At 45.0% G+C, this 14,224-nt stretch carries 14 protein-coding genes; 6 read left to right on the top strand and 8 right to left on the bottom strand.

Translation table 11 applies throughout. The features are described from left to right. Positions 1 to 405: 405 nt before the first annotated feature. Positions 406 to 909, bottom strand: coding sequence for a hypothetical protein (locus tag HFV01_RS08255; protein ID WP_193520997.1), 504 nt, complete (start codon positions 907 to 909; stop codon positions 406 to 408). Positions 910 to 991: 82 nt separating this feature from the next. Here HFV01_RS08255 and HFV01_RS08250 point away from each other — a divergent pair, with 82 nt between their 5' ends. After that, positions 992 to 1,330 carry a hypothetical protein gene (locus HFV01_RS08250; protein ID WP_006624665.1) on the top strand — a complete coding sequence of 113 codons (339 nt, stop codon included), beginning with the start codon at positions 992 to 994 and terminating at the stop codon, positions 1,328 to 1,330. A 72-nt stretch (positions 1,331 to 1,402) separates the two neighbouring features. Here the strand turns inward: HFV01_RS08250 and HFV01_RS08245 are convergent, their stop codons facing one another. Then, entirely contained in the window at positions 1,403 to 1,729 is a 327-nt protein-coding gene (locus HFV01_RS08245; RefSeq protein WP_006624664.1) for a DUF5132 domain-containing protein, read from the bottom strand. A 312-nt stretch (positions 1,730 to 2,041) separates the two neighbouring features. Between HFV01_RS08245 and HFV01_RS08240 the strand changes: the two genes are divergently transcribed. Beyond that, positions 2,042 to 3,148, top strand: coding sequence for a fatty acid desaturase family protein (locus tag HFV01_RS08240; protein ID WP_006624662.1), 1,107 nt, complete (start codon positions 2,042 to 2,044; stop codon positions 3,146 to 3,148). Between the two features lie 114 nt (positions 3,149 to 3,262). Here the strand turns inward: HFV01_RS08240 and HFV01_RS08235 are convergent, their stop codons facing one another. Both HFV01_RS08235 and HFV01_RS08230 read right to left on the bottom strand, forming a co-directional pair. Continuing rightward, positions 3,263 to 4,684: a coiled-coil domain-containing protein gene (locus tag HFV01_RS08235; protein WP_193520996.1), complete on the bottom strand. Its 1,422-nt coding sequence runs from the start codon at positions 4,682 to 4,684 to the stop codon at positions 3,263 to 3,265. Positions 4,685 to 4,827: 143 nt separating this feature from the next. Beyond that, the gene (locus tag HFV01_RS08230) at positions 4,828 to 5,952 is read right to left on the bottom strand and encodes an ABC transporter ATP-binding protein (RefSeq protein WP_006670584.1); all 1,125 of its coding nucleotides are present in this window, start codon (positions 5,950 to 5,952) and stop codon (positions 4,828 to 4,830) included. 387 nt (positions 5,953 to 6,339) lie between these two features. On the opposite strand from HFV01_RS08230, the gene HFV01_RS30305 reads away from it, so the two are divergent. The 3 genes from HFV01_RS30305 (at position 6,340) to HFV01_RS08220 (ending at position 8,945) form a co-directional block, all read left to right on the top strand. Then, complete coding sequence (locus HFV01_RS30305; RefSeq protein WP_006624657.1) at positions 6,340 to 6,465, top strand: hypothetical protein; 126 nt, start codon at positions 6,340 to 6,342, stop codon at positions 6,463 to 6,465. After that, entirely contained in the window at positions 6,462 to 7,634 is a 1,173-nt protein-coding gene (locus tag HFV01_RS08225) for an amino acid ABC transporter permease (protein WP_193520995.1), read from the top strand. The genes HFV01_RS30305 and HFV01_RS08225 overlap by 4 nt, the downstream gene beginning before the upstream one ends. A 93-nt stretch (positions 7,635 to 7,727) precedes the next feature. Continuing rightward, positions 7,728 to 8,945 carry an amino acid ABC transporter permease gene (locus HFV01_RS08220; RefSeq protein WP_006624655.1) on the top strand — a complete coding sequence of 406 codons (1,218 nt, stop codon included), beginning with the start codon at positions 7,728 to 7,730 and terminating at the stop codon, positions 8,943 to 8,945. 80 nt (positions 8,946 to 9,025) lie between these two features. Here the strand turns inward: HFV01_RS08220 and petL are convergent, their stop codons facing one another. Further along, positions 9,026 to 9,127 carry a cytochrome b6-f complex subunit PetL gene (gene petL, locus HFV01_RS31990; RefSeq protein WP_431620630.1) on the bottom strand — a complete coding sequence of 34 codons (102 nt, stop codon included), beginning with the start codon at positions 9,125 to 9,127 and terminating at the stop codon, positions 9,026 to 9,028. Between the two features lie 107 nt (positions 9,128 to 9,234). On the opposite strand from petL, the gene aroB reads away from it, so the two are divergent. After that, complete coding sequence (gene aroB / locus HFV01_RS08215; RefSeq protein WP_008050342.1) at positions 9,235 to 10,332, top strand: 3-dehydroquinate synthase; 1,098 nt, start codon at positions 9,235 to 9,237, stop codon at positions 10,330 to 10,332. 218 nt (positions 10,333 to 10,550) lie between these two features. On the opposite strand, the gene HFV01_RS08210 is transcribed toward aroB, so the two are convergent. The 3 genes from HFV01_RS08210 to HFV01_RS08200 all read right to left on the bottom strand — a co-directional run bounded on the left by HFV01_RS08210 (position 10,551) and on the right by HFV01_RS08200 (position 14,012). Next, the gene (locus HFV01_RS08210; protein WP_006624651.1) at positions 10,551 to 10,769 is read right to left on the bottom strand and encodes a BrnA antitoxin family protein; all 219 of its coding nucleotides are present in this window, start codon (positions 10,767 to 10,769) and stop codon (positions 10,551 to 10,553) included. Between the two features lie 19 nt (positions 10,770 to 10,788). Next, positions 10,789 to 11,127 carry a BrnT family toxin gene (locus HFV01_RS08205; protein ID WP_228116365.1) on the bottom strand — a complete coding sequence of 113 codons (339 nt, stop codon included), beginning with the start codon at positions 11,125 to 11,127 and terminating at the stop codon, positions 10,789 to 10,791. Positions 11,128 to 12,845: 1,718 nt separating this feature from the next. Next, a complete protein-coding gene (locus HFV01_RS08200; RefSeq protein ID WP_193520994.1) occupies positions 12,846 to 14,012 on the bottom strand; it encodes a quinone-dependent dihydroorotate dehydrogenase in 1,167 nt (388 codons plus the stop codon). Positions 14,013 to 14,224 lie beyond the last annotated feature (212 nt).

Below are 14,224 nucleotides of genomic sequence, written 5' to 3'. Positions count from 1 at the left end.
CCGGTTTCTTTGAGAAACCGGGTTTCTTGACCTCGAACAATTAATAATTAATAATTAATAATTAATAATTAATAATTAATAATTAATAATGGTCGGGGCGCGCCTCCCCAGTCAATTCTCAATTCCTGGCTGAGAAACCCGGTTTCTTTGAGAAACCGGGTTTCTTATAATTAATAATTAATAATTAATAATTAATAATTAATAATGGTCGGGGCGCGCCTCCCCAGTCAATTCTCAATTCCTGGCTGAGAAACCCGGTTTCTTTGAGAAACCGGGTTTCTTGATCTCTGCAATCATTAATAATGGTCGGGACCGGTTCCGCTGTCCATTGGTGGCTGAGAAACCCGGTTTCTTTGAGAAACCGGGTTTCTTGACCTCGAACAATTAATAATTAATAATTAATAATTAATAATTAATAATTAATAATGGTCGGGGCGCGCCTCCCCAGTCAATTCTCAATTCCTGGCTGAGAAACCCGGTTTCTTTGAGAAACCGGGTTTCTTGATCTCTGCAATAATTGATAATTGTCGGGACCGGTTCCGCTGTCCATTGGTGGCTGAGAAACCCGGTTTCTTTGAGAAACCGGGTTTCTTGATCTCTGCAATAATTGATAATTGTCGGGACCGGTTCCGCTGTCCATTGGTGGCTGAGAAACCCGGTTTCTTTGAGAAACCGGGTTTCTTGATCTCTGCAATAATTGATAATTGTCGGGACCGGTTCCGCTGTCCATTGGTGGCTGAGAAACCCGGTTTCTTTGAGAAACCGGGTTTCTTGATCTCTGCAATAATTGATAATTGTCGGGACCGGTTCCGCTGTCCATTGGTGGCTGAGAAACCGGGTTTCTTGACTTCTTCTGCAATAATTGATAATTGTCCGGGCTAGTTCCTCGCCTGATACAAATTGTTGCAAATAGTTGTCAGTTATGCGCCAAATCCTGCTAACCTGATAAATAGCAGAATTTTGATGTTATTATATTTGAGTCGAACGGGTTATGTCTCTGATTCATTTGGAAAAATCGGTACTCACCTTTCATTTTAAAGAGATGATCGAGGATGGACATGGCAATCATCCCTTAACTTGGGTAGGCCTGGGGGTGTTGGTTTTAGGGCCGAAACTCCTGCCAGCTATTACTAAAATTTCTCAAACAAACACCAAGACAGTTAGTAAACCCCGGTTATCTTCATCACGTCGTCGAGAAATTCCACTCTCTCAGTGGATAGCAGAAGCTAAGGAACGGGAGTTATCCAATTCTATCTATAAGCCCATGATTACCCCAAGTTCTGAGGCTTTCAACCATGGGAATGCTCACGAATTATCAGTTTTGAATTAATCGTAATACATCCACAGGTGGCTGATAGAATATTCAAGCCACCTATAATTATAGTCTCAATCCCCCTTTAGCTTATTCCTGGTTGGGCGAGAGTTGCGGGGTAGAAATAGCCGACTTTAAACTAGCCCTTTTTTGGGCTTCGGTCAAGGCTTCCGCTTTGGCTTCTGCTGCTATGTCTGCCACCATTTCCCCAGTTTCAGCCATAGCGACTTTAGCTTTTTCAAACAAAGTAACGCTCGTTTTAATCGTAGCCTTCAGAACTGGCTTAACCAGGGGCAAAACCACCGGGGTCAGCGCTACTGCTGTCACTCCAATGGCAATGGCTTGAGCATTAGGATTGGCTGATAGTTGGGCGATACGTTGTCGTAGTCCCGTTGCCCCCTGAGACATTTCTTGCATAACTTTCTCCTATTTCAGGTGAGGATATTTAAGGTTAATATCCCCAATTGAATTATACAATAAATTTGCCAAAATACCAATTTTGGGGGACTAATTTTGCCAGCAATTATTGACATTTGCCTATGTTCTCCACTGTTGATATTTGCGAAATATAATCAAGTTCCATGATTCCCTAATGGCTGGCCATGGTGTGGGCTATCTCCACAAAAGTCTTAAAAAAACCTTAATTTTTAGGGATATGGGTTGACAGTGAAGTTTTTTTTGCCACCAGTGTTATAATCTCATGCTTGTGATCAATAAAAATTGGGTTTAATGACATCAACAACGTCAAAAGTAACTTTTGGGAAAAGTATTGGGTTCCGCAAAGAGCTAAATCGTCGAGTAAACGCTTATTTGGAAGCGGAGAATATTTCCCCTCGTGATAACCCCGCCATGTACCTGAAAACAGCAATTATTTTGGCTTGGGTAGTATCAGCTTGGACCTTCGTGGTTTTTGGTCCTGATGTGCTATGGATGAAACTACTGGGTTGCATTGTTTTAGGTTTTGGAGTTTCCGCCGTCGGTTTTAACATTAGCCATGACGGAAATCATGGAGGTTATTCTAAATATCAATGGGTGAATTATCTATCTGGATTAACCCATGATGCGATCGGAGTTTCTAGTTATTTATGGAAGTTTCGCCACAATGTACTTCATCATACCTACACCAACATTTTAGGTCATGATGTGGAAATTCATGGGGATGAATTGGTGCGGATGTCTCCTAGCATGGAATATCGCTGGTATCATCGCTATCAACATTGGTTCATTTGGTTTGTCTATCCGTTTATCCCCTACTATTGGTCTATAGCAGATGTGCAAACTATGCTATTTAAGCGCCAATATCATGACCACGAAATCCCCTCCCCGACATGGGTAGATATAGCAACCTTACTCGCCTTTAAAGCCTTCGGTGTGGCTGTGTTTTTAATTATACCGATCGCCGTTGGTTATTCTCCCTTAGAAGCAGTTATCGGCGCTTCTATTGTTTATATGACCCATGGACTGGTCGCCTGTGTCGTATTTATGTTAGCCCATGTCATTGAACCGGCGGAATTTTTAGACCCCGACAATTTACACATTGATGATGAATGGGCGATCGCACAAGTAAAAACCACCGTTGATTTTGCCCCCAACAACCCAATTATTAACTGGTATGTAGGGGGATTAAACTATCAAACCGTCCACCATCTATTTCCTCATATCTGCCACATCCATTATCCTAAAATTGCTCCGATTTTAGCAGAAGTTTGTGAAGAATTTGGGGTTAATTATGCCGTACATCAAACCTTTTTTGGTGCTTTAGCTGCTAACTATAGCTGGCTGAAAAAAATGTCCATCAACCCGGAAACAAAAGCGATCGAGCAGTTAACTGTTTAATCTAACTGTTTAATCATCACTAACCTTTTCAAGACCCTGGGGGCGCATTTTACCTGACTGATGCGCCCTTTTTTTAGCCTTGAAATTAACCCATAGAGAAACTGACAGCAGCAATTAATAAGTCTTAGAAAAAATGCGGTTACTCCACTTATTCAAATGAGACTCAGCCAACATTGCCAAACTCTGCAACTCCTGAGTTCTTTGTTGTAAAGCCGAAATCGCCCGCGTCTGTGACTCTAATTTTTGCCTAACCAGCCCACAGCATTTAACCAGACCATCAACAGTTTCCAGTTCTCCAAACTCTAGGTTATGGTCTGAACTTACCAAATCCCACAACTGTTTTTTCATGGTTTCAACCATATAGCGCTGATGTTCTGATTGTATTTGTAAAGCGCTATACTTATCCGCCGGAACAGTTTGTGATATCATAGCTTCCAGTTCCGCAATCCGAGTAAGTTTTTGCCGAACCTCGGCTATTTCTGTTTGTCGATTTTCTAACTGTTCTTGTAACTGATTAATCAGGTTTTTGTGTTGTTCTGCTTCCTGTTCGAGTTTCTGGTAGGTGTCCATGGAAACACTTGCAGATAACTGTGATTGCAAATCAGCCACAGTAGATTTATGCTGTTCCAATTGCTGTTGTAGCTTTTGGTGAACCTCAGCCGCCACCGTTTGTTTTAACTGTGATTGCAAATCAGCCACAGTAGATTTATGCTGTTCCAATTGCTGTTGTAGCTTTTGGTGAACCTCAGCCGCCACCGTTTGTTTTAACTGTGATTGCAAATCAGCCACAGTAGATTTATGCTGTTCCAATTGCTGTTGTAGCTTTTGGTGAACCTCAGCCGTCACCGTTTGTTTTAACTGTGATTGCAAATCAGCCACAGTAGATTTCTGCTGTTCTAATTGCTGTTGTAGCTTCTGAGAGTCACCCAGTTGGCTTTGGAGTTGATTAAGAGTTTCCTGATTTTGCTGTTTCAGCGCTTCGTGGTCTTCCAGAGAAACCGTGTTCGCCAGTTTACTCTCAAGTTCTCCAATCCGTTTAAGCTGTTTTTTCAGGTCAGTAATTGAGTCTTTATGTTGTTGGAGTTCTTGCTGAACGTGATGATATTCCTTAGCCGGAACACTATTTTCAAGTTGCGCTTGTAATTCTGGGAAATGACCTAGTTTTTGTTCTAGTTCAGCGATAGTATTCGCCTGTTCTATAACTTGTTTTTGCAGGGTTTCGTATTCCTGCTGAAGTTGATCATATTCAGCCGATCGCTTTTCTAATTCGGCGGTAATAGCCGGGCTATCATCGGATTGATCATCAACTTCTGTTTGTGTATTAGTGTTAGCCAGGCTAATAGTTGTGCCTTCTTCATCCATAGAGATCTTAAAGTCACCCCTAGCAATACGTTCGACAAATTCCGAACGCGACAGACCCAACTCTTTAGCAGTTGTGCTTAATAATTTCGCTCCTGTGGGTGTTAGCGACACCCCTATTTTTACCTTAGTTTCTGAATACAAAGTCGTGACTCCCCGTTTTTTCTTTCTTGGCATTACCCCCTCCTCAGCCGTTCTACAACTTAGCTGCTCTAACCAGATCTTACCAAAAACTGATCACAATTCAACATTTGGTTAATCTTTGTGATCAGAACCGGAAAAATTTAAAGTTTTGTAAAGCAAAATTCGGGGGGACTACCTTAATGGGGAGCCGATACATAAGCTGATCTGGGAGTTCCAGAGCCAGAAACAGAGGGAAACACGCGCACGGAGTCTTGAGGAAACATCACCTGTACTCGCATACCGACAGGAAGCGATCCCCCTCCGAAGGGAGTACGAGCAATCAGTTCACCTCCAGAAGGAACCTGTAAACAATAATGAAGTTCGCGACCCAAAAACTGGCGATCGCGAATCACCACCGAAGCCGTTTCGTCAGGTTTGAGGATAAAATCTTCTTGGCGCACCATCAAATCTGCTTTTTCAGTGATATCGGAATCATCATCTAAATCCAAGTTAGAGGCGATCGCAAAACAGCCCACCTCAGTTTCCCACAAATTCCCCCGGCGCTGTGCTGGGATAAAATTAGCCTGGGTAACAAACTCCGCCACAAACCGAGAAGCCGGTTCTAGGTAAATTTCCTCTGGAGTCCCCCACTGTTCCAAATGTCCATGGCGCATTACCGCCACCCAGTCAGAAATTGATAAAGCCTCTTCTTGGTCATGGGTAACAAACACCGCTGATGCTCGTGCTGCTTTCAGAATTTCCCGCAATTCCTGGCGCAATTTCAGCCGCACTTGTACATCTAAATTACTCAGGGGTTCATCCAATAATACCAACGCCGGATTAGGGGCCAAGGCTCGTGCTAAAGCCACCCGTTGCTGTTGTCCCCCAGAGATTTCATGGGGATAGCGATCGGCATATCCCGACAACCCCACCAATTCTAACACTTCCGCCACTCGCAACTGTAGTTGTTTGGGGGATTTTTGGCGGAGAGTTTCCAAACCAAAAGCAATATTTTTGGCTACTGTCAGGTGAGGAAACAAGGCATAATTCTGGAACACCATACCCACCCCCCGACGTTCTGGGGGAACCCACTGTTTTAACCCAGAAACCACCTGTCCCGCAATCTCTACCACTCCCCTATCTGGCTGTTCAAACCCTGCAATTATCCGCAACAGAGTAGTTTTACCACATCCAGACGGACCCAGTAGACTCAGAATATCTCCCTGGTTCAAGGTTATGCTTATATCCTCGACGGCGGGGGTGTAAGTGTTGGGATACTGCTTTGAGATCCCTACCATATCCAAGATAGCAGACTCAGACATCGTTAGTTTTGTTAACCTTCCTTTAACTGTGTGCCGGGTTTATTGATAAACTTTCCAATCAATACCCCCTACCATCATAGGACATTATTCGTATAGATTCTCACTAAGTTGGTGTTAAGTTTTATGGAATTTTCCCAGATGGGGATTTTCCCGAGTCAGCCGCCAAAAGTGATTGCGGTTGAACATGGCGCGGTAGTAAGATGAGACAATATCAGCCCGCTTCCCACTCCTGGTTAGGCGCGGTTGCGGGTATATATGGGACTTTCAACCCCTCTGGCGGTGGTGGCGCGGCTATTTATCGGGTTTTCCTGGTTGATTGCCAGTTGACTACATGGGCTAATTTTGTACTATGATCATCCCAGTTATTGTGGGCAAGAATATTAACTAATGATAAAGACTCTCAATAAAATTGGGAAAATCAGTGGTCAATTAGTAGCAATTTGTACGGCTATTTTAGCAGTAGTTAATTATGCTGAAAATACCGCACCCAAAATCACAAATCAGGGAAAATGACAACGAATCCAAATCAACCGAAAATCCCCCTTTGGCGAGACGATCGCTTCTGGAAAATCGCCTTCCAGGTAATCATCCTAGTAATTGTGATCGCGATTATTAGCATATTTACCATTAACCTGAATCAGAACCTACAAAGAAGCGGAATTAGGTTCGGGTTCGGATTTTTAAATAGTACCGCCGGATTTGCGATCGGTGAAAGTATCATCCCCTACCAACCGACAGATCCCTATAGACAGGTTCTCCTAGCGGGTTTAGTGAACACGCTGCGAGTGATGTTTTTTGGGATTATCCTGACGACCATTGTAGGAATTGTTGCGGGAATTTCCTATTTTTCCGGTAACTGGCTAGTGCGTCAAATTGGGTTAGTATATGTAGAAATAGTCAGGAATACCCCCCTACTGCTACAACTGCTATTCTGGTATGGGATATTTCTGCAACTACCCCCAGTGAGAGATCGCCTGGGGGTTTTTAATGCCATTTTCCTAACTCAGCGGGGGATTTTTATTCCTTGGCCATCTAGTTCTCTAATCTGGGTGTGGTTAGGGTTTTTGGTAATAGCAGCGATCGCCTCTTTTGTAATTTGGAAACAACGCACTAAAATTATGGTAGAAAAGGGGGTTTCTGGTCAACCCCAATTAATCGCCCTAGGTATCATCGCCCTAGTGTCGTTGTTAATCATCCTGTTTGGCTTTGGTTGGGAAGTTCCCGCCATTATCGGAAGCGAAAACAATCCCATTTTACGAGGTGGTCTCAGGCTAACTATTGAATTTAGTGCTTTGTTAGTGGGGTTAGTATTTTATACTGCTGCTTATATTGCCGAAATTGTCCGCGCCGGGATTCAATCTGTAGCCAAAGGACAATGGGAAGCCGCCGGGTCCCTAGGGTTAAAATCAGGTTTAGTCATGCGTCTGGTCGTGTTTCCCCAGGCTTTGCGGGTGATTATTCCTCCTCTCAATAGTCAATATTTGAACTTGGCGAAAAATTCCAGTTTAGCGATCGCTGTAGCCTACGCTGACCTTTATAATGTTGCTAACACCACCTTTAACCAGAGTGGGAGGGCGGTAGAGGTCATGCTAATTATTATGGCAGCCTATCTCACCATTAACCTGATTATTTCCCTATTTATGAACTTCCTTAATCGCCGGGTTCAACTTCAGGAAAGATAACTACAGTCAACCGTGACTAACAGGGAGTTTTTAGCAAATATCAAAATCCCCAACCTTCCCTACCATCACAGTTAAGAATTACCTATTCTAAAAATGACAGCAAATCCTGAACCCACCTTAAACCGTCAAGCCCCTTCCCAGTCAACAGACTTTCCCCAATGGCTGCGTGATAACCTGTTTAATACCTGGTACAATGGGTTAGTTACCATAGCGATCGCCAGTTTCCTACTGTGGATGTTAGTAGGGTTTGTATCCTGGGCGAGATTAGTCGCCCAATGGGAAGTAATCCCCGCCAATTTGCACCTATTTATGGTCGGTCGGTTTCCCAGTGATCAATATTGGCGCTTGTGGTTATTGTTGGGAATAGTTAGCATTTTATCAGGTCTGACCTGGGGATTTTTAGCCCGCCGCCAAACCATCCTCTTCAGCCAAAATATTGTCATTTTCCTGAGTGTCGTCGCCATGTTAATGGCTTTATTACCAACTGCCATATCTTATCGTATCATAGCGATCGCCCTATTATTTGTCTTTGTATTTAGCAGTTGGGGAGGGCGACAAATTGGCAGCCGGAAACCTCTACTGGGAAAATGGCTGCCTTTTTCTTGGTTTGTGCTATTAATTATCAGCCTGTGGTTAATAGGTGGCGGCTTAGGATTAAGGGGAGTTTCCACCGACCTATGGGGAGGATTAATGCTAACCTTGCTGATGTCAGTAATTAGCATTTTACTATGTTTTCCCATCGGTGTTTTATTAGCTTTAGGTAGACAAAGCGATTTACCAGTAATTAGAGGATTATCCATCGCCTATATTGAAATTATCAGAGGCTTACCCCTAATTACCATTCTGTTTATGGGTCAAATTCTTCTCCCCCTATTTTTACCAGAAGGAATGCGACCCGATCGCATTTTGAGGGCGATCGTAGGTTTAACCATGTTTAGTTCAGCCTACCTAGCAGAAAACGTCCGAGGCGGACTACAAGCTATCCCCAGGGGTCAATATGAAGCCGCTAAAGCCCTAGGTCTAAATCCAGCCTTAACTATGGTTTTAATTATCTTACCGCAAGCCCTAAAAATCTCCATCCCCTCCATTGTCGGTCAGTTTATTAGCCTGTTTCAAGACACCACCCTATTAGCCATAGTCGGACTCGTAGAATTGCTAGGGATCAGCCGTTCAATTTTAGCTAACCCTCAATTTTTGGGACGCTATGCGGAGGTTTATCTATTCCTGGGTGTTCTCTACTGGCTATTCTGCTATTTAATGTCTTTAGCCAGTCGGAAATTGGAGAAACAACTCAATACCGAAAATCGCTAATTTCCCCAATTATAGATTAATGCTGCATCGGCGAATCAGATTAAGTTCGCAGATACAGCATAATTAGCCTATGAGACTATTTAGATCAGTTTTACCAGTCGCAGGGTGAACATAATGCCAGCCGCAGCGCCGATAGCTACTACATAGAGTAAAGCATAAGCGATCGCACCATCAATGGTCATCGTCAATATCTCCCGATAAGTCAACTTTTGCATCTTCCATTGAAACACGACCTGCGCTAGAATATAGCCTTCTATGGGAAATTAGCGGAATTTACGAGGAAGCCATCATGTCGTCTGTCATTCGGGTGAATTTGGGGCCAATGTCCTATGATATTTCTGTGGCGGCGGGGAATTTAGACCGCTTGGGGTCTTTGGTGTCTTCCCTCAAGTTAGGAAAAAAAGCCCTATTGGTATCTAACCCAGAAATTTTTGCACACTACGGACAAAGGGCGATCGCCTCAATGGAGAATGCTGGCTTTCAGGTTTCCTCAGTAGTCCTTCCCGCTGGAGAACAGTATAAAACACTCTCCACGGTCCAATCTATCTATAATAGCGCCCTAGAACACCGCCTAGAACGTAGTTCCACTATGATCGCTTTAGGGGGGGGAGTAATTGGAGATATGACCGGGTTTGCTGCTGCTACCTGGCTGCGGGGAATTAATGTTGTACAGGTTCCCACCTCTCTACTGGCTATGGTGGATGCTTCTATTGGTGGGAAAACAGGGGTAAATCATCCCCAGGGTAAAAACTTGATTGGCGCTTTTCATCAACCCCGTTTAGTGGTGATAGATCCGCAGGTTTTGACGACTCTACCAGCACGAGAATTTCGGGCGGGAATGGCGGAGGTGATTAAATATGGGGTGATTTGGGATAAACAGTTATTTGAACGCCTAGAAGAGGCAGATAACCTCCATAGCATTGATGATTTGACGGGGGAACTACTGACCGAAATTATAGTCCGTTCCTGTCAAAGTAAGGCTGATGTGGTTAGCAAGGATGAAAAGGAATCGGGACTGAGGGCGATTTTGAATTATGGTCATACTATCGGTCATGCGGTAGAGAGTCTGACCGGATACTTGGAATTGGTACACGGGGAAGCGGTGGCTATTGGGATGGTTGCTGCTAGTCAAATTGCGGTGAAGATGCAATTATGGGGAAATGATGGCGATCGCCGCCAGGAATTACTGATTAAAAAGGCAGGTTTACCTATTCATCTTCCCCAAGGATTAAAGATTGATGAAATCATCGACATCCTACAAACTGATAAGAAGGTGAAAGATGGTCAAGTCCGCTTTATTCTCCCCAGGGAAATTGGCACAGTAACTATTAGCGATCGAGTCCCTTCCCAGACTATTGCTGATGTATTAGCGACAATTAACAATTAATAATTTTAGTAGGTTGGGTGAAACCCAACATGATGGAGAGATGGTGGCGTTGGGTTGACTGTGGAGGGGGGCGGGTTTATTAATCTTACTGCTGGGAAATGTGGTTGACTACTTGCCAAAACCCCAGCCATGTAGGTTGGGTCAAACCCAACATGATGGAGAGACGGTGGAGTTGGGTTTCGTACCTCCACCCAACCTACTCAAATTGGGAAAAAAGGCTATTGCTGGGCTTCCATATGCGATCGCAGTAAACGATTAATCTCAGTCTGATAACTCTGACCTTGCGATTTAAACCAGTCTAAAACATCACTATCAATACTTAAAGTCACTTGTGTTTTGGTCTGATAATTAGGTGAACCTCGCCTAACTACTGCTTTAGTAACCATTTCTGGCGTAATTTCAGGACAATCAGAAAAATCAATTTCTTCATCAGTCATCCGGTCTAGGCGGTTCCAGTCAGTTTGAGAGTTGCTCGAAGTAAATTTGTTGTTCATATTTAGTAGCTTTTCTCGCAGAAATAATCCGAATACATTTTTCTTGTTCTGTATGGACAATAGCGACCACTCGCCCTTGCAACAAACCCAAAGTCACAAACCTCTGCTCTCCATAATTGAATCGGTCATCTTCAAAGGTTACGATATCTCCATCAAAAACAAGGGGAACATCAATAAAATTAATGCCATGTTTGCGGAGGTTCGTCAGACGTTTAGTTTCATCCCATTCAAATTCCATGCCTTGACTGTTACTACATATTGTAACTAAATTTTCCCAAAAAATTAATATTAACAGAATCAACGGTGGTAATTTTCTCTTACTTCCCAAAACCCATGTAGGTTGGGTGAAACCCAACATGATGGAGAGATGGTGGCGTTGGGTTGACCGTGGAGGGGGGCGGGTTTATTAATCTTACTGCTGGGAAATTTGGTTGACTGCGGAGGGGGGCGGGTTTATTAATCTTACTGCTGGGAAATGTGGTTGACTGTGGAGGCGCGCCCCTACACAATATCGGAAATGTGGTTGACTGCGGAGGCGCGCCCCTACGGAATATCGGAAATGTGGTTGACTCTGGAGGGGGGCGGGTTTATTAATCTTACTGCTGGGAAATTTGGTTGACTGTGGAGGCGCGCCCCTACGGAATATCGGAAATGTGGTTGACTCTGGAGGGGGGCGGGTTTATTAATCTTACTGCTGGGAAATGTGGTTGACTCTGGAGGGGGGCGGGTTTATTAATCTTACTGCTGGGAAATGTGGTTGACTCTGGAGGGGGGCGGGTTTATTAATCTTACTGCTGGGAAATGTGGTTGACTGTGGAACCCGCCCCTACACAATATCGGAAATTTGGTTGACTGTGGAGGCGCGCCCCTACGGAATATCGGAAATGTGGTTGACTCTGGAGGGGGGCGGGTTTATTAATCTTACTGCTGGGAAATGTGGTTGACTGTGGAGGCGCGCCCCTACGGAATATCGGAAATGTGGTTGACTCTGGAGGGGGGCGGGTTTATTAATCTTACTGCTGGGAAATTTGGTTGACTCTGGAGGGGGGCGGGTTTATTAATCTTACTGCTGGGAAATGTGGTTGACTGTGGAACCCGCCCCTACACAATATCGGAAATGTGGTTGACTGCGGAGGCGCGCCCCTACGGAATATCGGAAATGTGGTTGACTGTGGAGGGGGGCGGGTTTATTAATCTTACTGCTGGGAAATGTGGTTGACTGTGGAGGCGCGCCCCTACGGAATATCGGAAATGTGGTTGACTCTGGAGGGGGGCGGGTTTATTAATCTTACTGCTGGGAAATGTGGTTGACTGTGGAGGGGGGCGGGTTTATTAATCTTACTGCTGGGAAATGTGGTTGACTGTGGAACCCGCCCCTACACAATATCGGAAATTTGGTTGACTGTGGAGGCGCGCCCCTACGGAATATCGGAAATGTGGTTGACTCTGGAGGGGGGCGGGTTTATTAATCTTACTGCTGGGAAATGTGGTTGACTGTGGAGGCGCGCCCCTACGGAATATCGGAAATGTGGTTGACTCTGGAGGGGGGCGGGTTTATTAATCTTACTGCTGGGAAATGTGGTTGACTGTGGAGGGGGGCGGGTTTATTAATCTTACTGCTGGGAAATGTGGTTGACTGTGGAGGGGGGCGGGTTTATTAATCTTACTGCTGGGAAATGTGGTTGACTGTGGAACCCGCCCCTACACAATATCGGAAATTTGGTTGACTGCGGAGGCGCGCCCCTACGGAATATCGGAAATGTGGTTGACTGTGGAGGGGGGCGGGTTTATTAATCTTACTGCTGGGAAATTTGGTTGACTGCGGAGGCGCGCCCCTACGGAATATCGGAAATGTGGTTGACTCTGGAGGGGGGCGGGTTTATTAATCTTACTGCTGGGAAATGTGGTTGACTGTGGAGGGGGGCGGGTTTATTAATCTTACTGCTGGGAAATGTGGTTGACTGTGGAGGCGCGCCCCTACACAATATCGGAAATTTGGTTGACTGCGGAGGCGCGCCCCTACGGAATATCGGAAATGTGGTTGACTGTGGAACCCGCCACGCCTATGGCTTGGGAAATGTGGTTGAGTCCGTGGTGTTCTAGTTTTTGTAGGAGTCCCGTTAGAAGACGATGTACCATGAGAGGACCTTCGTAAACCCATCCGGTGTATACTTGGAGGAGACAAGCCCCAGCCGTGATTTTTTCCCAAGCGTCCTCGGCGGTGAAAATGCCACCAACGCCAATGATGGGAATTTCACCGTTGGTTTGTTCCCATATATGGCGAATGACGGCGGTAGACCTTTCCCTTAGGGGTGCGCCACTAATTCCTCCGGCTTCGGAAGTTATCGGGTTTCCGGTTTGGGGTAACCATTGGGTTTTTAGGTTGTCCCGACTAATGGTGGTGTTGGTGGCAATTATACCCGCTAGGTTATGGGTTCGGGCTAGTTCTATTATATCATCGATCGCTTTCCATTCTAGATCGGGGGCGATTTTGATGAATAGGGGCTTCGATGCTGCTATGTTTTCCTGTTGTAAAACTGTTAGGATTTCATTGAGTTCTGTGCTTCCTTGTAGCGATCGCAAACCTGGTGTATTCGGTGACGACACATTCACTACAAAGTAATCACCTAGGTCTCGCAATAGCTGAAAACTCCCAAGATAGTCGCTGGCTGCTTCCTCTAGGGGGGTGATTTTCGATTTTCCTAGGTTGATGCCTAGGGGTATTGTCGGACCGAGGCTAGAAGGAGTATAATTCTGTAAACGGTCGGCTAGGGTGGCAGCGCCTTGGTTATTAAACCCCATACGATTTAAAACTGCTTCATCTTCTAGTAGCCGAAACAGACGCGGGCGCGGGTTTCCGGGTTGCGGGTGTAAGGTCACTGTGCCTAATTCGGTGAACCCAAAGCCAAAACTTCCCCATAACCCCGCCGCCACGCCGTCTTTATCAAAACCAGCGGCTAACCCCACGGGATTGATGAAATTTAGCCCCCACATGGTTTGCTGGAGTCGGGGGTCAACTAGGCTGAATCGAGGCTGTAGTTGCGATTCTAGCCAGGATAGGGGGAGATTTGATTTGTGGGTGTCTATCCAATGGAGAAGTTCCAAGGTTTGATGATGCGCCCACTCTGGATCGACTTTCAGGCCTTTAAATAAAATCGGTTTCAGCAGAGATTGATACAGATCCAAGCTACTACTACCCCCCCCTCATTGACGACAATCACCCACATGGCTAAAATTTAGTGCATCGGCGACAGAAATTCAACCTCTGTTGGTATATGATTTTAAACGGAGTCGGGAACTAATCGGGTTGAGGGAACTGGTACGGGTTGATGATGCACAATTTGCTACTATCGACTACAGCTTGTTCACCAATCGCTTAATACATTGCCCTCACCCTA

The sequence above is a fragment of the Limnospira fusiformis SAG 85.79 genome (genome assembly GCF_012516315.1).
Lineage (GTDB): Bacteria > Cyanobacteriota > Cyanobacteriia > Cyanobacteriales > Microcoleaceae > Limnospira > Limnospira fusiformis.
Note: the sequence above shows the minus strand (reverse complement) of the source record. Positions and strands in the feature narration are given on the sequence as shown.